Below are 24,936 nucleotides of genomic sequence, written 5' to 3'. Positions count from 1 at the left end.
CCTGGGGGATGAAGGGTGTTGCGCAAATGGGATGGCGTGCGCGGCTCAGCGTTTGCCCGCGCCGGGCGCGATGCGCGGCGACACGTCGCCGACATCGCCGCACTGCGCGCGATGGCGCAGGGCCTGGTCCATCAGCACGAGGGCGACCATCGCCTCGCAGATGGGCGTGGCGCGCACGCCCACGCAGGGGTCGTGGCGACCGGTGGTGACCACTTCGACGGGCTGGCCGTCCATGTCCAGGCTGCGCGCGGGCAAGCGCAGGCTCGAAGTCGGCTTGAACGCCGCCGACACGACCACTTGCTGCCCGGTGGAAATGCCGCCGAGGATGCCGCCGGCGTGGTTTGACAAAAAACCGGTTTCGCTGATCTCGTCGCGATGCTCGGTGCCGTGCTGCGCGACCACCGCGAAACCGTCGCCGACTTCCACGCCCTTGACCGCGTTGATCGACATCAGCGCCGCGGCGAGTTCGCCGTCGAGCTTGCCGTAGATCGGTTCGCCCCAGCCGGGCGGCACGCCATCGGCGCACACGGTGATGCGCGCGCCGACGGAATCGCCCGACTTGCGCAGCGCATCCATGTACGCCTCCAGCTCCGGCACCTGCGAGGCATCGGGCCAGAAGAACGGATTGCCTTCCACGGCGCTCCAGTCGAAGCCGCGCGGCACCACGTTGCCGATCTGCGCCAGGTGCCCGCGCACGCGCACGCCGAACTTCTCGTTCAACCAGCGCTTGGCCAGCACGGCGGCGGCGACGCGCATCGTGGTTTCGCGCGCGGACGAACGCCCGCCGCCGCGCGGATCGCGATGGCCGTATTTCTGCCAGTACGTGTAATCGGCGTGGCCGGGGCGGAACGTCTGCGCGATGGCGTCGTAGTCCTTCGACTTCGCATCGGTGTTGCGCACCAGCAACGCGATCGGCGTGCCGGTGGTGCGGCCTTCGTATACGCCGCTGATGATCTCGACCTCGTCGGCCTCGTGGCGCTGCGACGTGTGGCGCGTGCGGCCGGTGGCGCGGCGCGCGAGGTCGTCGCGGAAATCGTCGGGGCTGATGGTCACGCCGGGCGGGCAGCCGTCGATCACGCACCCGATGGCGGGCCCGTGGGACTCGCCGAAGGTGGTGACGCGGAACAGCTGGCCGAAGGTGTTCACGTAATCAGCCGGCCTTGCGCATCTGCGCGCGGCGCGCGTCGGCGAGCTCGCGGATGCGCGCGTTGTGCGCGACCAGGTCGCTGCATTCGGCGACGAAAATGCCCATCTGCCCGACCTTGAATTCCACCCACGCGAGCGGGAGTTCCGGCAGCAATGCGCTGAGCGCCTTTTCGGCTTCGCCCACTTCGCAGATCAGCAGGCCGTCGCGATCCAGGTGCAGCGGCGCGTCGGCCATGATCTGCAGCGCGAGGTCCAGGCCATCGTCGCCGGCGCGCAGGCCGAGTTCGGGTTCGTAGCCGTATTCGCGCGGCAGCGCGTCGGTTTCGGCGTTCGTGACGTAGGGCGGATTGGTCACGATCAGTTCGTAGTGTTCGCCCTGCAGGTGCGAGAACAGGTCGGACTGCAGCAGTCGAACGTTCTCGGCGTGCAGGCGTTCCTTGTTCTCGCCGGCCAGGGCGAGTGCGTCGGGCGAGAGGTCCACCGCGTCGACGTGCCAATCGGGGTTGTAGTGCGCCATCGCGATCGCGATGCAGCCCGACCCGGTGCACAGGTCCAGCGCACGGCGCACTTCGCGTTCGCCGAGCCAGGGCTGGAAGCCGTGTTCGATCATCTCGGCGATCGGCGAGCGCGGCACCAGCGCGCGGCGGTCCGTCTTGAAGCTCAGGCCGGCGAACCACGCCTCGCCCGTCAGGTACGCGGCGGGGATGCGTTCTTCGATGCGGCGCAGGAACAGCGACAGGACTTCTTCCTTCTCCGCCTCGGTGACGCGCGCCTGGCCGTAGACCGGACTGAGGTCGTGCGGCATGTGCAGGGCGTGCAGGGTGAGCTGCGTGGCCTCGTCCAGCGCGTTGTCGTAGCTGTGGCCGAAGGTGAGCCCCGCCGCGTTGAAGCGGCTGGCGCCGTAGCGGATCAGGTCGATGATCGTGGCGAGCGCTTCGGTCATGGCTGGAATGAAGGAACCGCGGATGCGAAAGGCCGGTGATGATAGCGCGCCCGCTATCATTCGCCGCCGCCGGCCCCCGCGAACCGCCTTCCAGGAACACCCGCCCATGTTCAACCGCACCACCCTGTGGATCCTCCTGGTCGCCGTCGCCGCGGGCCTGGGCCTGTGGGCCGCGCAGCACGCCTTCGCCCCGCACGCCCCGGCCGCGCCGGAATTGCGGGCCGTCCGCCTGTTCCCGGAACCGCGCCCCCTGCCCGCCTTCTCGCTGCAGCAGTCCGACGGCACGCGGCTGGTCCCGGGCGAACTGCAGGGCCACTGGACGGTGGTGTTCCTCGGCTTCACCCATTGCCCGGACGTCTGCCCGACCACACTGGCCGAACTGGCGCAGGCGCAGAAACAGTGGAGTTCGCTGCCGGACCCGGTGCGCCCGCGCGTGCTGTTCGTGTCGGTGGATCCCGCGCGCGACACCGCGCTGCGCGCCGGCGAATACGCGCACGCCTTCCACAAGGACACGATGGCCGCCACCGGCGACGAGCCGGCGCTGGAGGCCTTCGCGCGCAGCCTGTCGATGGTCTTCATGAAGGTCGCGCCGCCCGAAGGCGTGCCCGCCGACCAGTACTCCGTCGACCATTCGGCCACGCTCGCCGTGCTCGATCCGCAGGGCCGCATGGCCGGCATCGTGCAACCGCCGCTGGATCCGCGCGCGATCGCCGCCGACCTCGCGGCGCTCACGACGTCCGTGGCACGGTGACCCGATGCGTCCCGTCACCGCCCTCACCTACGTCCTCCCGCATCGCTTCCTGTCCTCGCTCGCGCGGCGGCTGGCGTATTCCACGAATCCGCGCACCAAGCAGTGGCTCATCGACACGGTGGTGCGCAAGTTCAACGTCGACCTGGATGAAGCGCTCGAGTCCGATGCGACGCGCTACCCGACGTTCAATGCGTTCTTCACCCGCGCGCTGAAACCCGGTGCACGCGCGCCGCATCCGGATGCGCGCGCGTTGCTGATGCCCGCCGACGGCCGCATCAGCGAATGCGGGCACATCGGCCGCGCGGGCGACGCGGAACACGAAGACCCGGGCCACATCTTCCAGGCGAAGGGCCACGGATTTTCGGTCGCGGAGTTGCTGGGCGACGAAGACGCGGCGGAGAAATTCATCGGCGGCACGTTCGCGACGGTGTACCTCTCGCCCCGCGACTACCACCGCGTACACATGCCGTGGACCGGCACCCTGCGCGAAACGGTGCACATCCCGGGGCGGCTTTTCAGCGTCGGCGAGGATGCGGTGGGGTCGGTCTCGAAACTGTTTGCCCGCAACGAGCGCGTGGTCTGCCATTTCGACACGGACTTCGGGCCGATGGCGATGGTGATGGTGGGTGCGTTGCTGGTGTCGGGCGTCGAAACGGTATGGGGCGGCGTGGAGATTCCGCCGTACGGTGGGCCGATCACGGTGAAGGACTATCGCGGGCGTGGGTTCATCGTGGAGCGCTTTGCGGAGATGGCGCGCTTCAATTACGGCTCCACCGTGATCGTGTTGCTGCCGGCGGGTGTGGCGCAGCTTGATGAAGGGTTGCGGCCGCAGGGGTCGGTGAAGTTGGGCGAGCGGTTGGCGACGTTGCTTTGATCTCTGCGAAAGCAGGAATGTTGGTGCACTGCAGAAGCCCGCTTGGGGTGAAGACCGCGTCGCCCGAACCCGCGGCGTGGTAAGAATTTCTCGCCGACGTGGCGGCGAAAATTCTCACCCCACCACGGGCTGGGGCATCACCATTCGAGCCTTTTCGATCAAGGGGCCGACCTTGATTTGAGGTCGCTGGCGTGCGTGTGACGCACGCGCAACCCAATCATTGCTTTCGCGGCAATCAAGAGCTGCTGCGCGAATCGTCGGCAGTGTCACTGCAAGAAAGAGGTTTCCGGGCGTCGCCAACCATGAGTTCTTCGGCAAGCGCTTTTGCTCGTCGCGAAAGAAATGATTGGGGTGTGCGTGCGTTACACGCACGCCTGCGACCTCATGTAACCGCAGACACCTTGATCGAAAAGGCGCGAAAGGTGATGCCCCAACCTGTGGTGGCGTGAGAATTTTCGCCGCCACGTCGGCGAGAAATTCTTACGCCGCCGCGGGTTCGGGCGACGAGCAACCTCACCTCAGGCGAGCTTTTGCAGCGAACCATGGATCCCTGCTTTTCGCAGGGATGAAGGTCAGTCCGCAGTGCAACCTTCCAGCTGCAACGTCTGCCCCGGACGAATGGCGTAACGCGGCGCCTTGATCTTGTTGGCTTCCGCCAGCGCACGCGTATCGCAGGAGAACTTGCGCGAGATCGCCGTCAGCGTCTCGCCGCTGCGCACCTTGTAGGACTTCTTCTTCGCCGGCTTGGCCGCGGCAGCCTTCGCCGCCGGCTTCGCATCCGCCGCCACCGCAACGGGCGCCGTCGGCGTGGTCACCCCGCCCACCATCGCGATGTCGCCCACGCGCACCACCGCCGTCGTCGGATCGCTGATGACCAGCTGGTGCGCCAGGTCCGCGCGCTTGCCCATCGTGCAGTGGCGGTTGTACAGGCCCACGATCTTCGTCGTCGCATTGAGCGACGCGCCCGCCGGCAGCCTGCTGTCGGCTTCGTAGCGCGGGTTGAGGTTGCGCAGCGCGCGCATGTAGCCCTCGCGCGTGCCGCCGTTGCCGAGGCAGATCGTGAGTTCGTAGATCGACGCCGCACGCGTCAGCTTGAGCATCGCCGGTTTCGCATCGACCTTCGGGAAGGTGATGCCGTATTGCTTCGGGTGCAGGAACAGCCACGCCGCCGCGATCACCATCGGCACGTAGTCGCGCGTTTCCGGTGGAAACTGGTTGTACACCGACGCATCCCAGAAGCCCTTGCCGCCGCCGGCCTGGTACACGCGCAACGCGCGGCCTTCGCCGCCGTTGTACGCGGCCAGCGCGAGTTCGATGCTGCGGTTGAGCTCGCCCATGCGCTCGTTGAGGTACGAGGCGCTGGCTTCGGCGGCCGAACGCGCGTCGAAGCGCGTATCGAAGCCCGTGCCGTCCGGGCCCAGGCCGAAGCGCTTGCCGGTGTTGTACATGAACTGCATCGGGCCGGCCGCGCCGGCGCGCGAACTCACGTGCACCTTGCCGTTGGATTCCTTCGCCATGATGCCGAACAGCAGCGCTTCGGGCAGGCCCGCGCGCTCGTACTGCGGCCACATCAGGTGACGCATGTATTCGTAGTTCTCGTAGCTGTCCATCAGCGCCGGGCGCATGTCGGTCAGCCAGCGGCGGATGCCGGCCTGCACGGCCGGGTTGTACTGCACCATCTGGTCGAAGCGGTGGTCGTCGTCCAGCAGCTGCGCGGCGCGCGCGGCTTCCGGCACGTCGGCGGCCATCGCGTTGATGTGGTCGTCGCCGTCGCCGTCGTCCATGTCGTCGTCGCCGTCGGCCACCTGGGCTTCGGCGTCCGCATTCACCTTCAGCAGGCGCTTGTACGTCGTGAGCATCGTCGGCACCTGGCAGCCCTTCTGCTGCATGCAGGCGGCAACCACGTCTTCCATGTCCTCCAGCGCCGAATCGGCCTGCGCCTGGCCGGTGGGATCGGCGTTGCCGATCTTCACCACGGCGGCGCGGTACTTCTGCTCGGCGGCCGACATGCGCTGGTTGAGCGCGTCGATGCTGGCCTGGTCGCGGCGCGACACGGCGCCGGCGTCGGCAGGCATCAAGCCGGTGAACGCGAGGCCTGCGGCGAGGACGAGCGGAAGGCGGAACGTGACGGAAGCGGCCATAAAAATGCAAAGACGGGGTGAAGAAGATGGGGGACGGTAACCCTCGCGCGCGCCGCACTGCAACACGCCATCGGGCAGAACTGCGGACGCGGGCCGCCTTTCGACACAAACCGCCGACGGAGGGTCGGCGTGTTTAGAATCGACGCGACTCCTGAACAGGCACCCCGCATGCAACCCATCCTCGTCGGCAAGTCGGTCACCACGCCCGAGGGCGGGAGCGTCCTGCTCGAACCCAGGTACGGGAATCGACACGGCCTCGTCGCCGGCGCCACCGGCACGGGCAAGACCGTCACGCTGATGACGCTCGCCGAAGGCTTCTCGCGCATCGGCGTGCCGGTGTTCCTCGCCGACGTCAAGGGCGATGTCGCCGGCCTCGCGGTGGCCGGCACGCCCGACCAGAAACTGCTCGACCGCGTCGCGCAGATCGGCGTGCCCGATTACGCGCCCGCCGCCAATCCGGTGATCTTCTGGGACCTGTACGGCAAGCGCGGCCATCCCGTGCGCACCACCGTCAGCGAAATGGGCCCGACCTTGCTCGCGCGCATCCTGGAGCTCAACGACACGCAATCGGGCGTGCTCGACATCGTGTTCAAGCTCGCCGACGACCGCGGGCTGTTGCTGCTCGACCTCGAAGATTTGCGCGCCCTGCTCGGCCTGGTGTCGGACGAACGCAAGGACATCACCACGTCGTACGGTTTGGTGAGCACGCAATCGGTGGGCGCGATCCAGCGCGCGCTGCTGCGCCTGGAACAGGACGGCGCGGACGAATTCTTCGGCGAACCGGGCCTGGAACTCGCGGACCTGATGCGCACCAACACCGACGGCCGCGGCGTCATCGGCATCCTCGCCGCGGACCAGCTGGTGCTGAAGCCGCGCCTGTATTCCAGCTTCCTGCTCTGGCTGCTCAGCGAGTTGTACGAAACGCTGCCGGAAGTGGGCGACCTGGACAAACCCAAGCTCGCCTTCGTGTTCGACGAAGCGCACCTGCTGTTCGACGACGCGCCGCCCGCCCTGCAGCAGCGCATCGAACAAGTCGTCCGCCTGATCCGGTCGAAGGGCGTGGGCGTGTATTTCTGCTCGCAGTTCCCCGACGACGTACCCGACAACATCCTCGGCCAGCTCGGCAATCGCGTGCAGCATGCACTGCGTGCGTTCACGCCGCGCGACCAGAAAGCCGTGCGCGTGGCGGCGGAAACCTTCGTCGCCAATCCGGCGCTGGATGTTGCGAAGACGATCTCCGCGCTCGGCGTGGGCGAAGCGCTCGTGTCGATGCTGCACGACGCGCCCAACGCGCGCGCCGTGCCGATGCCGGTCGAACGCACGCTCATCGCCCCGCCGCGCTGCCGCATGGGCGCGATCACCGACGCCGAACGCATGCAGGTCCGCGCCGGCAGCCCGGTGGGCGCGAAGTACGACACGCGCATCGATCGCGATTCGGCCGCGGAAAAACTCGCTGCCGGCGTCGAAGCCACCGCTGCGCGCACGAACGCGCCGCCTGCCAAGCAAGCCGCCGACGACGATGGCGGCGGTTTCAGCCAGGCGGTGAAGGACGCCGTGTTCGGCACCAAGCGCCGGCAAGGCATGGTCGAAACGATGGCCAAGCAGACCGCGCGCACCGTCGGCAGCAAGGTCGGGCAGCAGATCCTGCGCGGCGTGCTGGGCAGCATCTTCGGCGGCCGCCGCTGAGTCCGTCATACCCACGCAATTCCAACCACGATGAGGATCACGATGCGCAAGTCGCTCCCGTTCGCTTTGCTCGCCCTCGCCACGCTCGCGGCCTGCAACCGCGCGCCGTCCACCGACGCCACGCCGGCCGCCGCCACGGTCGCCGCACCGGCCACCGTTGCAGAGGTGGCCCCCGCCGCCCCCGCGACGACCGCGCATTACGGCGTTGCCGAATCCGCCGCGCCCGGCGAACACACCACGTTCGACGCGAAGGCGTTCGCCGGCAGCTTCGGCAACGCGAACATGTCGGTCACCTTCACCGCCGACGGCATGTACAACATGACGAACGAAAGCCTGGCCGCGAAGGAACCCGCCACCGGCACGTGGACGCTCGAACCCGATGCGCACCACGTCCGCCTGGATCCGAACAGCAAGGCCGACGCCGACCGCGTGTACGAACTCGTGTCCAACGACGAGTTGCGCAACGGCGACGAGGTCCTCAAGCGCAGCACCGCGCAATGAGTGCCAGGCCCCGCGCGGCCGTCGCGCCCGCCGAACCGTTCTGGCAACGCATCCCGTCGATCGCGCTCTACCCGGGGCGCGGCGCGGCGCTGATGACGCTGATCGCGTTGTCCCTCGCGGGGCTGCTGCGGGTCATTCCCTTCATCGGCGGCATCGTCGGCATCCTGGTGTGGCTGGCCGCGTACAAGTACGCGTTCGAGATCCTGCGGCGCACGGCGGACGGCTACATGGATCCGCCGGAAGTGGAGGTGTCGATCGACGACGGCGTGGTGTGGCGCTTCATCGCGCTGCAGCTGATCCTGATCGCGGTGCTGCTGATCTGCGTGGGGCTCGGCGGGCCGAAGCTCGGCTTGCTGGCGCTGGTGGTCGTGGCGTTCCTGCAGCCGGGCATGACGATGATGCTGGCGATGACGGGCAGCCTGTCGTCCGCGTTGAATCCGGCGCAGTCGCTCTCGCTGGTCGCGCGCGTGGGTTTCCCCTACTTCGCCGTGTTCGGCCTGCTGCTCGTGATCCAGGCCAGCGCGCTGATGGCGGGGGCGTGGATCGCGCGCGTCATGCCGCTGCTGGGGCCGGTGGTGCTGATGTTCGCGCTGTTCTGGGCGATGTTCTCCGCCTTCCACCTCATGGGGTACCTGCTCTACCAGTCGCACGAAGCGCTCGGCTTCGAACCCGAGGCGTTGCGCGACGATGCGCATCCGCTGCCCGGTGCGCCGGGCGGCGATGCGTTGCTGGCGCAGGTCGAGCCGCTGGTGCGCGACGGCAAGACCGACGAGGCCCTGGCCTTGCTGCGCAGCGAAGTCCGCACGCGCTCGGTGACGACCGACGTGCACGAGGTGTATCGGCGCCTGCTGAAGCAGGCCGGCGATCCGGCGGCGGTGCTGGAACACGCACGCCAGTTCCTGCACCAGCTGATGCAGGAACGCCAGGATCGGCGTGCGCTGGGCCTGCTGCGCGAATCGCTCGATGCCGATCCTGCGTTCGTGCCCCTGGATTCGACGCACGCCGAGCGCCTCGCCGAACAGGCTCGCCTGGGCGGCCAGTCGCAACTCGCGCTGGATGCGTACCAGGCGTTGCTGCGCACGTATCCGGCCGATCCGAACGCGCCGCAATGGGGCCTGCACGCGGCGATGTTGCTGGTGGATCGCTTCGGCCGCGATGCGGACGCGAAGGTGTTGCTGGAACAGGCGCGCGCACGCGCGACCGATCCGGCGATGCAGCAGAAGCTCGAGGCCGCGTTGAAAGCGGTGGGACCGGTCGCGGGCTGAGGCCCGCGATCGCGTCGTGCGTCAGGCCTGTTCGAGCAGGAAGCGCGCCTTCGCCGCCTGCGGTTGTCCCGGGTGGCGTTGTGCGAGCAGGCGCAGGCAACGCAGGTGCGCGTCGTGCGCGCCTGCGTCGCGGTAGCGCAGCGCGACTTCGAACCAGCGCTGCGATTGTTCCGGGACGACTTCATCGGCCGGCAGGCCTTGCAAGGCGTGTTCCGCCGCATCGGGCCACTGCATCGCGAGGAAGCGTTGCGCCAATGACAGGCGCAGCGACGCCGGCAGTGCGATCGCCTGCGCATCCAGTTCGTCCAGCAACCCGACCTGCGCCGTCGCGGAGGCCACGTCGCGCGCATCGATCGACAACGCGTCCATCGCGCGTTCCAGTGCATTCGCTGCGCGCCCGCCGTTGCGCGCGACGCGATAGCGCGCGATGCGCACGTCGACGCGCTGCGGCTGCTCGGCCGCCAGCGTTTCCAGCAACGCATCGGCTTCCGCCAGCTGCATGCGGCCGATGTGGCGCTGCGCGCGCTCCCAGCGATCGTCACGCGCCGCCGCGGGATCCTCGTCGCGCAGGAAGGCCTGGCGCACCTGCCCCGTCGCAGACAACGCCCAGCCCAGCACGGCGCCGGTCACCAGGCCGCCCGCGTGCGCTTCGAACGCGACGCGCGCATCGTCCTGCGTGAGCAGGTTGAACACTTCCCACCCCAGCCACGCCGGGAACAACCACAACGCCGGCGCGCGCACGTAATCGAACCACACGCCGATCCAGAAGAAGAACCGCACGCGCTGCCGGCCCCAGATGAAACAGAACGCGCCCATCAGCGCCGCGATGGCGCCCGACGCGCCGAGGCCCGCGGTCGCTTCGCCCCAGTGCCAGGCGAGCGAGGCCGCGCTGGCCCCCAGGCCACCGAGCACGTACACGACGAGGAAGCGCCACGGCCCGATCGCGCCTTCCACCAGCAGGCCCAGCGCGACGAGGAACAGCATGTTCCCGAACAGGTGCAACGGATCGGCATGCAGGAACGTGGAAGCCAGCATGCGGCCCAGGTCGAATTCGCTGGCGCGCGCGACGTGCCGCCACGTGAAGATGTCTTCGAGCTGCGCGTCGTAGCGGGCGCGCAAGGGTTTCCACGCAGCGAAGTCCTTCGCATCGGCGAACGGCGTGCCGGTTTGCAGCGCGCGTTCGTAATCCGGATCGAAGAGCGTTTCGCGCGCGACCAGCGGGCCGCGCTTGTCGTCCGGCGCCGCGCGCAGGGCGTCGAGCGCCTTGCCGCGTCCGCCGCGCGTTTCCACCCAGCGTTCGTACGCGGGCACTTCCAGCCGGGCCAGGCCGGACTGCTCGTACTGCACGAGCGCGGCTTCCAGCTTGGCGTCGTCGCCCCACTGGAAACCGAAATACACGATCACGTTGGCCAGCAACAGCAAGGCCGTGACCACGGGGAAGGTCGCGCGCGTGAGCGGGCGATGCAGCGGCAGGATCAGCATGCGGCAAGCGTCCGCGAACGCCGTCGGCCGCGCAAGCGCACCGCCGCGCTTGATCGCGGCGCGCCGACTTGGCATAAGCACAGGCCGTCATTGGAATCCTGCGCATGGGTCGCTGGCGACCACCCGCCGAGAAAAGCACCGCGTTGATCACGCCCGACGGGCACGCACGCCTGAAGGCGGAACTCGACGAGTTGTGGCGCCGCAAGCGCCCCGAGGTGGTCAAGGCGCTGGCCGCCGCCGCGGCCGAGGGCGACCGCTCGGAGAACGCCGAGTACACGTATCGCAAGAAGCAGCTGGGCGAGATCGACCGGCGCGTGCGGTACCTGTCCAAACGCCTGGAATCCTTGCGCGTGGTGGACACCGTGCCCGCGGATCGCGAGGCCGTGTACTTCGGCGCGCAGGTCGAGATCGAACACGCCACCAGCGGGGAAACGCAGCGCTATCGCATCGTCGGCCCCGACGAGACCGACGCGAAGCTCGGATGGATCAGCGTGGACTCGCCGTTGGCGCGCGCGATGCTCAAGAAGCGCGTGGACGACGAATTCGAAGCCGTGCTGCCGGGCGGGCCGGCGCGCTACGTGATCGTCGAGGTCAGTTACGCGGCGTAGGACGTCTCGCCGAACAGGTCGTGTTCGTCGCTGCCCAGGATTTCGACGTCGACGAAATCGCCGGGCTTCAGGCCCGCGTCGCGCCCGTCCTGGATCTGCACCAGGCCATCGATTTCCGGCGCATCGAAGCGCGAACGCGCGATCGCCAGTTCACCATCCAGCGCATCGACCAGGCACTGCTGCACCGTGCCGACCTTCGCTTCCAGGCGATCGGCGGAAATCATCGCCTGCCGTTCCATGAAGCGCGCGAGGCGCTCCTGCTTCACGGCTTCCGGCACCGGATCGGGCAACGCATTCGCGGTGGCGCCGTCGACCGGCGAGTACGCGAACGCGCCGACGCGGTCGAGCTGCGCTTCGTCGAGGAAGTCGAGCAGCGTTTCGAATTCGGCTTCCGTCTCGCCGGGGAAGCCGACGATGAAGGTCGAACGGATCGCGAGTTCCGGGCACGTTGCGCGCCAGCGCTGGATGCGCTCGAGCGTCTTCTCCACCGCACCCGGCCGCTTCATCAGCTTGAGGATGCGCGGGCTGGCGTGCTGGAACGGGATGTCGAGGTACGGCAGCAGCTTGCCGTCGGCCATCAGCGGGATGATGTCGTCGACGTGCGGGTACGGGTACACGTAGTGCAGGCGCGTCCACAGGCCGAGTTCCGACAGGCCTTCGCACAGCGTCTTCATGCGCGTCTGGTACTGCTTGCCGCGCCAGGTGCGCTCGGCGTACTTCACGTCCACGCCGTAAGCCGAGGTGTCCTGCGAGATCACCAGCAATTCGCGCACGCCGCCCATCGCGAGCTTCTCGGCTTCGCGCAACACGTCGTCGACGGGGCGCGACACGAGGTCGCCGCGCATCGACGGGATGATGCAGAAGCTGCACCGGTGGTTGCAGCCTTCGGAAATCTTGAGGTACGCGTAATGCTTCGGCGTCAGCTTGATGCCGGTGTCGGGCACGAGCGACAGGAACGGGTCGTGCGCCGGCGGCAGCGCGGCGTGCACCGCGGTCATGACGCTCTGGTAATCTTGCGGGCCGCTGATCGACAGCACGTCCGGATGCGCTTCGCGGATCTGCTCGGGCTTCTTGCCCAGGCACCCGGTGACGATGACCTTGCCGTTTTCCGCCAGCGCCTCGCCGATCGCATCGAGCGATTCGGTGACCGCCGAGTCGATGAAGCCGCAGGTGTTGACCACCACGATGTCGGCATCGTCGTAGGACTGGACGATGTCGTAGCCCTCGACCTTCAGCTGCGTGAGGATGCGCTCGGAATCGACCAGCGCCTTCGGGCAGCCGAGGCTGACGAAGCCGACGCGGCCCCCGGTGGCGGCGGGTTTCGGCTTGGAAATGACGGACATGCGGGGGGCTGCTGCGGGACGAAGGCGGCGGATTATAGTCGCGCGCGCCCGGCCGCCAGCCGGCGTAGGATCAATCCCCCACTCGGCCTTCAGGTGCAGCCCGTGAATCGCTGGATCGACCTGGAAACCCCGCACGGCCCGATCCGCGGCTGGCGGGCCGAACCCACGGGCCCCTCGCGGGGCGCGGTGCTGGTGATCCAGGAGATCTTCGGGGTGAATGCGCACATCCGCAGCGTGGCCGACCGGCTGGCCGCGGCGGGCTTCGTGGCGCTGGCGCCGGCCCTGTTCGACCCGGTGGAGCACGGCGTGGAGCTCACCTACAGCGACGCCGACCTGCAGCGCGGCCGCGCCCTCACCGCCGCGCTGGGCATCCCGCGCGCGATGGACCTGCTGAACGCGGCGGCGGAAAAACTGCAGATGGAAGGCCTGCGCGTGGGCGCGGTCGGGTTCTGCTGGGGCGGCACCCTCGCCTTCCTGTGCGCCACGCGGCTGCAACTGCCGGCGGTGGGTTACTACGGCGCGCGCAGCGTGCCGTTCCTCGACGAAACGGCCGGTGCGCCGTTGCTGTTCCATTTCGGCGGCAAGGATCCTTCGATCCCGCCGGACGACATCGAAAAGCATCGCAAGCTGCAACCGCAGGCGCAGGTGTTCGTCTACGACGACGCAGGCCATGCGTTCAACCGCGACGTCGATCCGCACGCCTACGCGCCAGAAGCGGCGACGCTGGCCTGGCAACGCACGCTCGCCTTCCTCGAGGCGAACCTGCGATGACCGCGCAGCCACTCCCGTGGTCGCTGCATCCGCAGTTGTCGGAAGACACCCATCCGGTGGCGTCGTGGCCGCTGTGCGAACTGCGCCTGATGGACGACGACCACCATCCCTGGCTGATCCTGGTCCCGCGCGTGGCGGACGCCACCGAGATCACCGACCTGGATGCCGCGCAGCAGGCGACATTGATGCAGGAGATCGATCGCGCCGCACGCCTGCTGCAGGTGTTCCGCCCGCAGAAGTTGAACGTGGCCGCGCTCGGCAATCTCGTGCCGCAACTGCACGTGCACGTGATCGCGCGCTTCCACGACGACATCGCCTGGCCGAAACCCGTCTGGGGCATGACCGCGGCGCGGCCCTACTCGATGGAGGCGCTGGTGGAACGGATGCGCATGCTACGGTCGCGCCTGGAATCCGGAGACGCCTGATGCGCAAATCGTTGTTGCTCGCCGTGCTGCTCGCCTGCACGCTGCCCGCACACGCGGGCCTGTTCGACAAGAAACCCGAAGACGCCGCCGCCGAAGCGCAACGCACCGGCTTGCAGGCCGCGACCATCTGGGTCGACGCCAGCTGGGGCTTCCGCAACCAGGGCGCGGCCAATGCGCTCAGCCGCGCGCACAACGCGTTCGCGCAGCACGGCTACAAGGTCGTGAGCGTCGAGCCGTACATCGAGAACGGCGACCTGCAGGGCTTCTTCGTGACGTACCAGAAGCCCTAGGTGCGGGGCAGCGTCACGCCCTTCTGGCCCTGGTACTTGCCGCCGCGGTCCTTGTACGAGGTCTCGCAGACTTCGTCGCTCTGGAAGAACAGCATCTGCGCCACGCCTTCGTTGGCGTAGATGCGCGCCGGCAGCGGCGTGGTGTTGGAGAACTCCAGCGTGACGTGGCCTTCCCATTCGGGTTCGAGCGGCGTGACGTTGACGATGATGCCGCAGCGGGCGTACGTGCTCTTGCCCAGGCACACCACCAGCGTGTCGCGCGGGATGCGGAAGTATTCGACGGTGCGCGCCAGCGCGAACGAATTCGGCGGGATGATGCACACGTCCGATTCGATGTCGACGAAGCTGCCGGAATCGAAATGCTTCGGGTCGACGATCGTTGAATTGATGTTGGTGAAGACCTTGAACTCGCGCGAGCAGCGCACGTCGTAGCCGTAGCTGGACGTGCCGTAGCTGACGATGCGCTGGCCGTCGGCGGCCACCTTGCACTGGCCCGGTTCGAACGGTTCGATCATGGCGTGCTGTTCGGCCATGCGTCGGATCCAGCGGTCGCTCTTGATGCTCATTCGGGTCGGGGTCCGTCTTGGGGCGGAAAGGGCGGGATTCTAAAGCGTCAGAGCAGCTGGGCGCCCAGCGAGACCTGCGCGCGCGGCCGCTTTTCGAGTTCGGCCAGCAGGGCCCGCGCCGTTGCGCGGTAGGCCTCGGCCGCGGCCGAATCGGGGGCGAACGCGAAGATCGGCGTGCCCACGTCGCCCTGCTCGCGGATGCCGATGTCCAGGGGCAGCGACCCCAGCAGCGGCACGCCGTACTGCGCGGCGATGCGCTGGCCGCCGCCCTGGCCGAACAGGTGTTCGACGTGGCCGCAGTTCGAGCACACGTGCACCGCCATGTTCTCGACCAGGCCGAGCACCGGCACGTGCACCTTCTCGAACATCTTCAGCGCCTTGCGCGCGTCGAGCGTGGCCACGTCCTGCGGCGTGGTGACGATGACGGCGCCGGCGACCGGGATCTTCTGCGCCAGCGTGAGCTGGATGTCGCCCGTGCCCGGCGGCAGGTCGACGATGAGGTAATCCAGCTGCGCGTCTTCGCCCGCGCCGCCCCACAGGGTCTGCTCGAGCAACTGCGTGAGCGCGGAGGTGGCCATCGGGCCGCGCCAGATCAGCGGCGAGTCTTCTTCGATCATCAGGCCGATCGACATCGCTTCGATGCCGTGCGCGCGCATCGGCACGATCTGCTTGCCGTCGGGGCTGTCGGGGCGGCCGGTGAGGCCCAGCATCGTCGGGATGCTCGGGCCGTACACGTCGGCATCGAGCACGCCCACGCGCGCGCCTTCGGCGGCGATGGCCAGCGCCAGGTTCACCGCGGTGGTCGATTTCCCCACCCCGCCCTTGCCCGATCCGACGGCGATCAGGTTCCGGATGCGCGGCAGCGGCTTGAGGCCGGGCTGCACGGCGTGCGCGGTGGCGGGCCTGCGGGGGATGCTGCTCATGCGGCGTGCTTCGAAGGTGCGGGGGAAGCGCGGCATGGTACCGAGTCGGCGACGCTCACGCGGCCCAACGCCGACGCAACGGGCGGCCGCCCCCTTCCGTCGGGCCATGGCACTTGGGGTATAAAGGCCGCGCGTCGCCATACGGGGGCGCATCCGACACAACACATTGCATTCCCTGGGAGGGGTCCATGCGCACCAAGCTTTTCGCGTCGCTGCTCGCGCTGCCGCTGTTCGGCGCCGCGCTGATCGCGTCGGCCCAGACCTCGCCGGTCGGCCGCTGGAAGACCTATGACGAAGAAACCGGCAAGCCGCGCCTGATCGTCGAGGTGTACGAGGCCAAGGGCGGCACGATCGCCGCGAAGGTCGTCGACACGCTGTTCGCCCCGGACGCCAAGTGCGATGCCTGCACGGGCGCTGCCAAGGGCAAGCCGATGAAGGGCATGGTCATCGTCTGGAACCTCAAGCCCGACGGCGCCAGCGCCTGGGACAGCGGCACGGTCCTCAAGCTCTCCAACGGCAAGACCTACAAGTCGAAGGCCGAACTGGTCGACGGCGGCAAGAAGCTCAACGTCTACGGCTGCGTGAGCTTCATCTGCAAGCACCAGGAGTGGACGCGCGAGTAACCGCGCGTCGTTCCGATCGAATGGCGACGGCCCCGGAAGGGGCCGTTTGCTTTTTGGGGATGCAAAAGGCGGGAACGGGGAACGGGGAAGGAATTGACGTTCCCTGTTCCCTGTTCCCTGTTCCCTGTTCCCTGTTCCCTGTTCCCGCTCTCGGCACTCGACGCCGGGCCTCGCTCACCCCCCCATGCAATAATCCCCGGCCCCCAGTTTCGCCACGCCCATGACCCGCCACGTCGCCGTCAGCTGCGCCCTGCCCTACGCCAACGGACCCCTGCACCTCGGCCACCTGGTCGGGTACATCCAGGGCGACATCTGGGTGCGTGCGCGGCGCATGTCGGGCCACAAGGTGCGCTTCGTGTGCGCCGACGACACGCACGGCACGCCGATCATGCTCGCCGCGGAGAAGGCCGGCGTCACGCCGGAAACCTTCATCGCCGGCATCCAGGCGCAGCACGAACGCGACTTCGCCGAATTCCACGTCGCCTTCGACCACTACGATTCCACCAATTCGCCGCACAACCGCGCGCTGACCGAAGCGATCTTCGCGCGCCTGGATGCGACGGGACACATCGCGCACCGCAACGTGGCGCAGTTCTACGATCCGGCCAAGGGCATGTTCCTGCCCGACCGCTACATCAAGGGCACCTGCCCGAACTGCGGCACGCCGGACCAGTACGGCGACAACTGCGAAAACTGCGGTGCGACGTACGCGCCGACGGACCTGAAGGAACCGCGCTCCGTCCTCAGCGGTGCCACGCCCGAACTGCGCGACTCCGAGCACTTCTTCTTCGAAGTCGGCACGTTCAGCGATTTCCTGCGCACGTGGCTCGACGGCGACGTAGCGATCCCGGGCGTGAAAGCCAAGCTGCTCGAATGGCTCGACGCCGAAGGCGGTTTGCGCGCGTGGGACATCTCGCGCGATGCGCCGTATTTCGGGTTCCAGATCCCGGGGCATCCCGGCAAGTATTTCTACGTGTGGCTGGATGCGCCGATCGGCTATCTGTCCGCGTTGCAGGTGCTGTGCGAGCGCGAAGGCGCGAACTGGATGGAATACCTGGCGCACGACAGCGACGCGGAGCTGCACCACTTCATCGGCAAGGACATCGTGAACTTCCACGGCCTGTTCTGGCCGGCGGTGCTGCACGGCGCGGGCTTCCGCGCGCCGACGAAGCTGCACGTCAACGGCTACCTCACCGTCGACGGCGCGAAGATGTCCAAGTCGCGCGGCACGTTCGTCATGGCGCGCACGTACCTCGACAGCGGCCTGGATGCGGAAGCGCTGCGTTACTACTTCGCGGCCAAGTCCGGCGGTGGCGTCGATGACCTCGACCTCAACCTGCAGGACTTCGTCGCGCGCGTGAACGCCGACCTCGTCGGCAAGTTCGTCAACCTGGCCAGCCGCTGCGCGGGCTTCATCGACAAGCGCTTCGGCGGGCAGCTCGCCGATGCATTGCCGGAGCCGGCGATGTACCAGCGCTTCGTCGACGCGATCCCATCCATCGTCGCGGCGTACGACGCCAACCAGCCGGCCGCCGTGCTGCGCCACGCGATGGCGCTGGCCGACGAAGCCAATCGCTACATCGACGAAACCAAGCCGTGGGTGCTCGCGAAGCAGGACGGCAGCGATGCGCAACTGCAGGCCGTGTGCACGCAGGGCATCAACCTGTTCCGCGTGCTGTGCGCGATGCTCAAGCCCGTGTTGCCGAAGCTGGCCGGCCATGCCGAAGCCTTCCTCGCCGCGCCGGTCGCCCGATGGGACGACCTCGCGCAGCCGCTCCTCGGCCGCCGCATCAACGCGTACGCCCCCCTCTTCACCCGCATCGACCCGAAGCAGATCGACCAGATGACCGACGCCAGCAAGGACACCATGGGCGGCACCGCGCCCGTCGCCGCCACGCCCGCCGCGAAGCCCGCGCCGAAGGTGGAGGCCGCCGCACCCGCGGCCGCCGCCGCCGCGCACATCGGCATCGACGATTTCGCGAAGCTCGACCTGCGCGTGGCGAAGGTGCTCGCGTGCGAGTTCGTCGAAGGCTCCGACAAGCTGCTGCGCTTCGAACTCGATGCCGGCGACCTCGGCAAGCGCCAGATCTTCTCCGGCATCCGCGCGTCCTACGGCGATCCCGCGGCGCTCGTGGGCCGCAACGTCGTGTTCATTGCCAACCTGGCGCCGCGCAAGATGCGCTTCGGCGTGAGCGAAGGGATGATCCTGTCCGCCGGCGTCGATGGCGGCGGCCTGCACCTGCTCGACGCCCCCGATGCACCGGCCGGTTCGCCGGTGAAGTGAGCCTGTCGATGGCCATCGCCATCGATCTCGTCGAACGCCTCGATCGCCTGTTGCCGCAGACCCAATGCGGCCAGTGCGGGTTCGCGGGTTGTCGTCCGTATGCCGACGCGATGGCGCGTGGCGAAGCGGACGTCGATCGTTGCCCGCCCGGCGGCGATGCCGGCGCGCGTGCATTGGCGCACGCGCTGCACGTGCCCGCGAAACCCTACGACCGCGAACGCGGCACGCACAAGCCGCCGATCGTCGCGCTGGTGGTCGAAGCCGACTGCATCGGCTGCACGAAGTGCATCCAGGCCTGCCCAGTCGACGCGATCGTCGGGGGGAGCAAGCGCATGCACACCGTCATCGACGCGCTGTGCACCGGGTGTGAGCTGTGCGTGCCCGCGTGTCCTGTGGACTGCATCGTGATGGTTTCGCTTGGCATTCCTGCAGAAGCCCGCCTGGAGTGAAGACCTCGTCGCCCGAACCCGCGGCGGGGTAAGAATTTCTCGCCGACGTGGCGGCGAAAATTCTCACCCCACCACGGGCTGGGGCATCACCTTGCGTGCCTTTTCGATCAAGAGGCCGACCTTTTCCTGGGTTCGCTGGCGTGCGTAGTAACGCACGCGCAACCCAATCACTTCTTTCGCGACAATCAAAAGCGCGGTGCCACCGCTTTCCTTCCTAATGTGTGGAAGGCACAGACTTGGACAGGCGCCCCGCCTGCCAGAGAGCAGTGAGGCATTTCAGATGCGAGGGCTCGAGGTGGGCGGCGCGCCGTCCATCCGGAGCAGATGTGTTCGCCAGCAACTGTCCGCTGCGGTGCATGGGTCTACGCAGGCGTGTTGGCGCGAACAAGACGGCGACGAGATCCGACGCGGCACGTCGTACGGTCTTTTCTGCCGCGTTGCTCTTGCGGCAGAAAAGACTGTGCGATGGGGCGTGGCGGAGCGCCCCTCTGGGTGTCCCCGCCTTCGCGGGGACGACGCAAGTAAACAGTCAGTGCTTGCAGGCGCTGCAGATCCGCTCGACCTTGAACCCCTTCGCGCGCAGCTTCTCGACGACGCCATCGTTGCCGAGCAGGTGCAGCGCACCCACCACGACCAACGTATCGTCCGTGCCCGGCGCGCGCAGCAAGCCTTCGAGCTTCGGCACCCACGCATCGTTGCGCTCGACGTTGATACGGCGGTAGAGCGCCGGGAACTTCGCGCGCGTCTCCTTGCCCATGCCGTTCCACAACGCATCGGCATTGCCGGCGCGCCACTCGCGGTGCAGCGATTCCATCTCCTGCTTGCCGTCGGACGATTCGGTCAGCGCCTCGTCGAGCAACTGCAGCTGCTCCTCGCGCGACATGCCCGAGAACAACGCCAGCTGCTGCGCGCCCGTTTCCAGGCCGCTGGACGGCTTGCCCGCGGCCTTCGCCGCCGCGGAGAGGTGCATGTCGAGGCCGAGCTCCGATTCCATGCCCATCCCCTTCGCATCGACCAGCGACACCAGGATGCCCACCATCCACGGCTTCATCTTCTGCAGCAGTTCCGCGCCCGCGGCGCCGCCGAACATTGCGCGGATGTCGGTATCGTGCGCGGCCACCCACTTGTCGTAGTTCTTCTGCATCGCCGGGGTGAGATCGTCGGACAACGTCGTGCCGTCGGTGCGCACCGCGGCGACGAACATGCTCTGGCCCAGCTCCACCGAACCCATCTCTTCGGGCGGCAATTCGAACATCACCGATTCGGCATCCGTCAGCGCCGCATCGATGTCCTTCGACAAGGGATAGTCATCCTTGCGCAGCAGGTGGAAGGAACCGAGCAGGTACACGCTGTTGTTGGCGTCGGACACCTTCCACAGCAGCGGCACGGGCGAGGACTGCGGTGCCGGCGCCTTCGCGGGCGACGCCGCGAGCACGGGCAACGCAGCGGCGAGGAGGAGCGACAACCAGGCGGAACGGGGCATGGACGATCCTTGGTGGAATGCGGTGGTCAGTGTTTGGCGTAGGCGCGCTCGCCCGCCGCGATCGCGAGATCGAGGCGGTTGGCGGCCGGCGGCATCGGGCACGTCGCGTACGCGGTGAACGCGCACGGCGGGTTGTAGGCGCGGTTGAAGTCGAGCGTCACGTTGCCCTTCGCATCCGGGCGCGCGATGTCCATGTAGCGGCCGGCGGGATAGCTGCCGTGGCCGCTGGTGCGGTCGGCAAACACGAGGAACAACGTCGGTTCGCCTTCGTCGATCGCTTCCAGCCGGTAGGTCTTGCCGTCGCGCTGGAATTCGACCAGGCCCGGGTTCGGCACCTGTTCGACCTGGTTGATGATGTTGACGATCTGCACCGTGCGCCCGGCTTCGTGCGGCACGAACTTGCCCGGCACCACCCACGACGCGCCGCCCGGCCACCATTGCAGCCCGGCGAACTGCGTGCGCGCTTCGGCATCGGCGTGCTTGACGCGCAACGCGGTGCGATCACCACGCACGATCACCGTCGCCACGCCCTTGCCGTCGTCGAAGCCGAGCTTGCTCGCGCCGCCTTCATCCTGGTCGGTGCGCATCACGATCGCGCCCTGCAGCGGTTGGCCATCGAGCGTCAGCGCCAGGCCCTTGGCCGGCACGAAGCGCACGAGGCCCTTGGGCGAGACATCGAACATGCCCAGGTTCGCCGGGCCCTTCGCCAGGTGGATGCCGTTGTTCGGCGCTCTGCCGGCGTAGTGCGAACCGCGTTCGAGCCAGTGCAGGCCGACCAGCGTGGTCCAGCCTTCCGGCGCGAGCAGGCCGTCGATGCGTTCCTTGCGATACGGCGCTTCGTGCGCCGCGAACGCCTTCGCTTCCGCGGCGGCCTTCGCGCGCGCGGCGGCGCCGTCGTCGCCCTTGTTGCAGCCGGCGAGCGCGAACGCCACGCCGAGTGCGATTGCAATCCCCTTCCCCATTTCAACGTCCTCGCAGGAACCAGCGGTCGATGTCGGTGAGCGAAACGCGCGTCCACGTCGGGCGGCCATGGTTGCACTGGCCGGACCGTTCGGTCGCTTCCATCTCGCGCAGCAACGCGTTCATTTCCGGGATGCCGAGGCGGCGGTTGGCGCGCACCGCGCCGTGGCACGCCATCGTCGACAGCAGTTCGTCGCGCGCGTTGGCGATGCGGCGGGATTCGCCGTGTTCGCGCAGGTCGGCGAGCACGTCGCGCAGCAACGCTTCGACATCGCCATCGGCGAGCAGCGCGGGCACGCTGCGCAAGGCGACCGATTGCGGGCCGGCGCGCGTGGCTTCGAAGCCGAGTTGCGCGAGCGTGGCGGCTTCGCGTTCGGCGACGTCGGCTTCGCGCTCCGACACGGCCACCGTCATCGGCACGAGCAGCGGTTGCGTGCGCAGGCCGGCGCCGTCGTGCGCGTGCTTGAGTTTCTCGTAGCCGATGCGTTCGTGCGCAGCGTGCATGTCCACGACGATCAGGCCCTCGGCGTTCTCGGCGAGGATGTAGATGCCGTGCAACTGCGCGATCGCAAAGCCGAGCGGCGGCGCGGCATCGTCGCGCGCTTCGGGCATCGGCATCGGGCGTTCGGCGAGTGCGACGTCGGTGTCCGCGTCGACCGGGGCGTACAGGTGCGCGTAGCCGGCGCGGGTTTCTTCGACGCGCAACGACAGGCCCGATTGGTTGTTGCCCTGCCAGGTCGAGGGGCCCACCCACGTGCGCGCACCGATGTCCGCGACCGGCGCCACGTCCGCGGCCATGCCCGCGCGCGTTTCCGCGAGCGCCTGCTGCAGCGTGCGATAGGTGAAGTCGTGCACGAGGCGCGATTCGCGGAAGCGCACTTCGTGTTTCGCCGGATGCACGTTGACGTCCACCGTGCGCGGATCCACTTCGAGGAACAGGACGTACGCCGGCTGCCGGCCATGGAACAGCACGTCGCTGTAGGCCTGCTTCACCGCGTGCGCGACGCTGCGATCGCGCACGCTGCGGCCGTTGACGTACAGGTATTGCTGGTCGGCGCTGGCGCGGTTGTACACGGGCTGCGCGATCCAGCCGTGCAGGCGCAGGCCGGCGGCTTCGTGGTCCACGCGCAGGGCGTGCTTGGCGAATTCTTCGCCAAGGGTTTCGAACAGGCGATCGGTGGAGGCCAGCATGTTGTCGCCGCGATACCGGCGCGCGGGGCGGCCGTTGTGCGAGACGCGCAGTTCGACGTCGAGCCGCGCGAGCGCGAGCGAGCGCAGCCATTCTTCGATGTGGCCCATCTCCGTGCGTTCGGCGCGCATGAACTTGCGGCGCGCGGGCACGTTGTAGAACAGGTCGCGCACTTCCACCGTGGTGCCGGTCGGATGCGCCTTCGGCGTGACGCTGCCGACGCGGCCGCCGTCGACTTGCAACGCGGCGCCGTGGTCGCTGTCGGTGTGGCGCGAGGCGAGCATGAAGCGGCTGACGGACGCGATCGATGGCAATGCTTCGCCGCGGAAGCCGAGCGTCGCGACGGCTTCGAGATCATCGAGCGACGCGATCTTGCTGGTGGCGTGCCGCGAGATCGCGAGCGGAAGTTCGTCGGCGGGAATGCCGCCGCCGTCGTCGCGCACGCGGATCAGGCGGATGCCGCCTTCTTCCAGGTCGATCTCCACGCGATGCGCACCGGCATCCAGCGCGTTCTCGACGAGCTCTTTCACCACCGATGCGGGCCGTTCGACGACCTCGCCCGCGGCGATCTGGTTGATGAGCGTGTCGGGGAGCTGGCGGATCGGCACGGCGGGCGCTGCGGCAGGAAGCAGTGCCGATGATAGCCCGGCCTTGGCGGCCGTCAGCGGCTGCCGGCGGTGGACGCGGTGGCTTGTTCGGCGGCTTCGGCGCGCGCGGCGTACAGCGTGCCCGGCGGCGGCTGGCGGGTGAAGTAGGTATTGACGCCGTCGAGGATCGCGCGCGCCAGTTCGGTGCGGTGGCGCGGGTCGTTGAGCTTGCGCTCCTCGTCCGGGTTGGTGATGAACGCGGTCTCGACCAGCATCGACGGCACGTCGGGCGAGCGCAGCACGACGAAGTTCGCGCGCTCCACCGACGACTTGTGCGTGCGGCCCAGGCGCTTGAGGCCCGTCAGCACGTGGCCGGCGATGTCCTCGGAGGCCTTCATCGTGGCGCTCTGCGACAGGTCGAGCAGCACCGAGGCCAGCGTGTTGTCCTTGTCCTGCAGGCGCACGCCGCCGACCAGGTCGGCCGCGTTTTCCTGGTTCGCCAGCCACCGCGCGGCCTGCGACGAGGCGCCGCGCTGCGAGAGCACGAACACCGACGAGCCGCTGGCTTCGGGATTGTTGAACGCATCGGCGTGGATCGACACGAACAGGTCCGCCTTCGCCGCGCGCGCCTTCTGGTAGCGCTGCGCGAGGGGGATGAACACGTCGGTGTCGCGCGTGAGGTACGCCTTCAGGCCGGGCGTGGCGTTGACCTGGCGCGCGAGTTCGCGCGCGATGGCGAGCGTGAGGTCTTTCTCGCGGCTGCCGTTGGCGCCGCGCGCGCCGGGATCCTGGCCGCCGTGGCCCGCATCGATGGCGACGATCAGCGGGCGCATGCCGCCACGCATCAGTTGCTGCATCGACTTGGTCGCGCCGGGCGGCGGCGTGGTCATGGCCGAATTCGGGGACGGGAGCGTCGGCGCCACCTTCGTGGGCACGCCGGTCGCGATCGTGGTCGGGACCGTGCTGCTCGATACCGTGCCAGCCGGGAGCGTGCCGGTCGAAACGGTGCCGTTCGGAATTACCGTCGTCGCGCGGCGCGCGGTGGCCGGCGGCGGATTCACAGGCGCCGTCGTGGCGGCGATCAGGCGCGAGGTGGCCTGCGCCGACGCCGCGGCTTGCGCAGCGGTGTCGACCGGCGGGGGCGCGTCGGATTCGTCTTCCTTCGTTGCGAACGCGGCGATCGGATCGTCCGCGGCGCTGGGCGCCGGCACGTTCGCGACCGCGGTGTTCGCGCTCGTGCCGTCGCCCGGCCACTCGAGCACCAGGCGCGCGCCGTCGGCGGTGGGTTCGATGCGGGGCTTGAGCGCGACGACCGGCAGGGCCAGGTCGAACACGATGCGGACGGTGCCCGGCACGGGATGGCCGGTGCGGACTGCCTTGACGACGCCGGCGCCGGCCGGCGCACGGACGCCGCGGGCGAGGCTGGATTCGGGGAGGTCGACCACCAGCCGGTCGGGGCCGGCGAGGGTCAGCGTGGTGAACTTGGCCGGGGCGTCCAGGCGGAGCTCGGCGCGGGTGCCGGTCGGCCCTTCCGTGACCGCCAAGTCCTTGATTTCACTGGCGCGCGCAATGTTCCAGCACAGCGCCCAGACCAGCGCTGCGCCAAGCATCCATTGCTGCAATGTCGCCCCCTTGATGCGCATGGC

The 24,936-nt window shown here is 68.4% G+C and carries 23 protein-coding genes; 12 read left to right on the top strand and 11 right to left on the bottom strand.

Features of this window, described 5'->3' with window-relative positions:
- Positions 1 to 45: 45 nt before the first annotated feature.
- The gene (aroC, locus tag LYSCAS_RS12275; protein ID WP_213434316.1) at positions 46 to 1,146 is read right to left on the bottom strand and encodes a chorismate synthase; all 1,101 of its coding nucleotides are present in this window, start codon (positions 1,144 to 1,146) and stop codon (positions 46 to 48) included.
- A gap of 4 nt (positions 1,147 to 1,150) precedes the next feature.
- Positions 1,151 to 2,089, bottom strand: coding sequence for a 50S ribosomal protein L3 N(5)-glutamine methyltransferase (prmB, locus tag LYSCAS_RS12270; RefSeq protein WP_213434315.1), 939 nt, complete (start codon positions 2,087 to 2,089; stop codon positions 1,151 to 1,153).
- A 106-nt stretch (positions 2,090 to 2,195) separates the two neighbouring features.
- On the opposite strand from prmB, the gene LYSCAS_RS12265 reads away from it, so the two are divergent.
- Positions 2,196 to 2,840 (top strand): SCO family protein, encoded by a 645-nt coding sequence (locus tag LYSCAS_RS12265; RefSeq protein ID WP_213434314.1) that lies wholly within the window; start codon positions 2,196 to 2,198, stop codon positions 2,838 to 2,840.
- A gap of 4 nt (positions 2,841 to 2,844) precedes the next feature.
- The gene (gene asd / locus LYSCAS_RS12260) at positions 2,845 to 3,714 is read left to right on the top strand and encodes an archaetidylserine decarboxylase (protein ID WP_213434313.1); all 870 of its coding nucleotides are present in this window, start codon (positions 2,845 to 2,847) and stop codon (positions 3,712 to 3,714) included.
- A gap of 572 nt (positions 3,715 to 4,286) precedes the next feature.
- On the opposite strand, the gene LYSCAS_RS12255 is transcribed toward asd, so the two are convergent.
- The gene (locus LYSCAS_RS12255; RefSeq protein ID WP_213434312.1) at positions 4,287 to 5,855 is read right to left on the bottom strand and encodes a transglycosylase SLT domain-containing protein; all 1,569 of its coding nucleotides are present in this window, start codon (positions 5,853 to 5,855) and stop codon (positions 4,287 to 4,289) included.
- 168 nt (positions 5,856 to 6,023) lie between these two features.
- Between LYSCAS_RS12255 and LYSCAS_RS12250 the strand changes: the two genes are divergently transcribed.
- The 3 genes from LYSCAS_RS12250 to LYSCAS_RS12240 are packed head-to-tail and all read left to right on the top strand — an operon-like array spanning position 6,024 to position 9,307.
- Positions 6,024 to 7,541, top strand: coding sequence for a helicase HerA-like domain-containing protein (locus LYSCAS_RS12250; protein ID WP_213434311.1), 1,518 nt, complete (start codon positions 6,024 to 6,026; stop codon positions 7,539 to 7,541).
- A gap of 42 nt (positions 7,542 to 7,583) precedes the next feature.
- Positions 7,584 to 8,042, top strand: coding sequence for a hypothetical protein (locus tag LYSCAS_RS12245; protein ID WP_213434310.1), 459 nt, complete (start codon positions 7,584 to 7,586; stop codon positions 8,040 to 8,042).
- Positions 8,039 to 9,307 (top strand): tetratricopeptide repeat protein, encoded by a 1,269-nt coding sequence (locus LYSCAS_RS12240; RefSeq protein WP_213434309.1) that lies wholly within the window; start codon positions 8,039 to 8,041, stop codon positions 9,305 to 9,307. The genes LYSCAS_RS12245 and LYSCAS_RS12240 overlap by 4 nt, the downstream gene beginning before the upstream one ends.
- A 21-nt stretch (positions 9,308 to 9,328) precedes the next feature.
- On the opposite strand, the gene LYSCAS_RS12235 is transcribed toward LYSCAS_RS12240, so the two are convergent.
- Complete coding sequence (locus LYSCAS_RS12235; RefSeq protein ID WP_213434308.1) at positions 9,329 to 10,789, bottom strand: rhomboid family intramembrane serine protease; 1,461 nt, start codon at positions 10,787 to 10,789, stop codon at positions 9,329 to 9,331.
- A 104-nt stretch (positions 10,790 to 10,893) separates the two neighbouring features.
- Between LYSCAS_RS12235 and greB the strand changes: the two genes are divergently transcribed.
- A complete protein-coding gene (gene greB / locus LYSCAS_RS12230) occupies positions 10,894 to 11,397 on the top strand; it encodes a transcription elongation factor GreB (RefSeq protein ID WP_213434307.1) in 504 nt (167 codons plus the stop codon).
- On the opposite strand, the gene rimO is transcribed toward greB, so the two are convergent.
- Positions 11,385 to 12,740: a 30S ribosomal protein S12 methylthiotransferase RimO gene (gene rimO, locus LYSCAS_RS12225; RefSeq protein ID WP_213434306.1), complete on the bottom strand. Its 1,356-nt coding sequence runs from the start codon at positions 12,738 to 12,740 to the stop codon at positions 11,385 to 11,387. The genes greB and rimO overlap by 13 nt on opposite strands.
- A 102-nt stretch (positions 12,741 to 12,842) precedes the next feature.
- Between rimO and LYSCAS_RS12220 the strand changes: the two genes are divergently transcribed.
- Genes LYSCAS_RS12220 through LYSCAS_RS12210 form a run of 3 tightly spaced genes read left to right on the top strand, consistent with a single transcriptional unit; the run spans position 12,843 to position 14,226 of the window.
- The gene (locus LYSCAS_RS12220) at positions 12,843 to 13,511 is read left to right on the top strand and encodes a dienelactone hydrolase family protein (protein ID WP_213434305.1); all 669 of its coding nucleotides are present in this window, start codon (positions 12,843 to 12,845) and stop codon (positions 13,509 to 13,511) included.
- Positions 13,508 to 13,936: an HIT domain-containing protein gene (locus LYSCAS_RS12215; protein WP_213434304.1), complete on the top strand. Its 429-nt coding sequence runs from the start codon at positions 13,508 to 13,510 to the stop codon at positions 13,934 to 13,936. Before LYSCAS_RS12220 ends, LYSCAS_RS12215 begins: the two co-directional genes overlap by 4 nt.
- A complete protein-coding gene (locus tag LYSCAS_RS12210) occupies positions 13,936 to 14,226 on the top strand; it encodes a hypothetical protein (protein ID WP_213434303.1) in 291 nt (96 codons plus the stop codon). The genes LYSCAS_RS12215 and LYSCAS_RS12210 overlap by 1 nt, the downstream gene beginning before the upstream one ends.
- On the opposite strand, the gene dcd is transcribed toward LYSCAS_RS12210, so the two are convergent.
- Together dcd and apbC are read right to left on the bottom strand one after the other, a co-directional pair.
- Positions 14,223 to 14,792 carry a dCTP deaminase gene (gene dcd, locus LYSCAS_RS12205; RefSeq protein WP_213434302.1) on the bottom strand — a complete coding sequence of 190 codons (570 nt, stop codon included), beginning with the start codon at positions 14,790 to 14,792 and terminating at the stop codon, positions 14,223 to 14,225. The genes LYSCAS_RS12210 and dcd overlap by 4 nt on opposite strands.
- 47 nt (positions 14,793 to 14,839) lie before the next feature.
- On the bottom strand, positions 14,840 to 15,715 hold the full coding sequence (apbC, locus tag LYSCAS_RS12200) for an iron-sulfur cluster carrier protein ApbC (RefSeq protein WP_213434301.1): 876 nt from the start codon (positions 15,713 to 15,715) through the stop codon (positions 14,840 to 14,842).
- Between the two features lie 188 nt (positions 15,716 to 15,903).
- Here apbC and LYSCAS_RS12195 point away from each other — a divergent pair, with 188 nt between their 5' ends.
- From LYSCAS_RS12195 to rnfB, 3 genes are all read left to right on the top strand, one after another.
- Entirely contained in the window at positions 15,904 to 16,338 is a 435-nt protein-coding gene (locus tag LYSCAS_RS12195) for a DUF2147 domain-containing protein (protein WP_213434300.1), read from the top strand.
- A gap of 220 nt (positions 16,339 to 16,558) precedes the next feature.
- Positions 16,559 to 18,622 carry a methionine--tRNA ligase gene (gene metG / locus LYSCAS_RS12190; RefSeq protein WP_213434299.1) on the top strand — a complete coding sequence of 688 codons (2,064 nt, stop codon included), beginning with the start codon at positions 16,559 to 16,561 and terminating at the stop codon, positions 18,620 to 18,622.
- An 8-nt stretch (positions 18,623 to 18,630) separates the two neighbouring features.
- Positions 18,631 to 19,071 (top strand): Rnf electron transport complex subunit RnfB, encoded by a 441-nt coding sequence (gene rnfB / locus LYSCAS_RS12185; protein WP_213434298.1) that lies wholly within the window; start codon positions 18,631 to 18,633, stop codon positions 19,069 to 19,071.
- A 529-nt stretch (positions 19,072 to 19,600) separates the two neighbouring features.
- On the opposite strand, the gene LYSCAS_RS12180 is transcribed toward rnfB, so the two are convergent.
- From LYSCAS_RS12180 to LYSCAS_RS12165, 4 genes are read right to left on the bottom strand one after another with little or no spacing between them, the layout of a single operon-like run.
- Positions 19,601 to 20,554: a TraB/GumN family protein gene (locus LYSCAS_RS12180; protein WP_213434297.1), complete on the bottom strand. Its 954-nt coding sequence runs from the start codon at positions 20,552 to 20,554 to the stop codon at positions 19,601 to 19,603.
- A gap of 26 nt (positions 20,555 to 20,580) precedes the next feature.
- Positions 20,581 to 21,516, bottom strand: a complete 936-nt coding sequence (locus LYSCAS_RS12175) for a DUF1684 domain-containing protein (RefSeq protein ID WP_213434296.1) — start codon at positions 21,514 to 21,516, stop codon at positions 20,581 to 20,583.
- Position 21,517: 1 nt separating this feature from the next.
- Positions 21,518 to 23,311 (bottom strand): DNA mismatch repair endonuclease MutL, encoded by a 1,794-nt coding sequence (gene mutL, locus LYSCAS_RS12170; protein ID WP_213434295.1) that lies wholly within the window; start codon positions 23,309 to 23,311, stop codon positions 21,518 to 21,520.
- Positions 23,312 to 23,364: 53 nt separating this feature from the next.
- Complete coding sequence (locus LYSCAS_RS12165; RefSeq protein ID WP_213434294.1) at positions 23,365 to 24,933, bottom strand: N-acetylmuramoyl-L-alanine amidase; 1,569 nt, start codon at positions 24,931 to 24,933, stop codon at positions 23,365 to 23,367.
- Between the last annotated feature and the right edge of the window lie 3 nt (positions 24,934 to 24,936).

Origin of the sequence: Noviluteimonas caseinilytica, from assembly GCF_018406605.1 — a bacterium.
GTDB lineage: Bacteria > Pseudomonadota > Gammaproteobacteria > Xanthomonadales > Xanthomonadaceae > Noviluteimonas > Noviluteimonas caseinilytica.
Note: the sequence above shows the minus strand (reverse complement) of the source record. Positions and strands in the feature narration are given on the sequence as shown.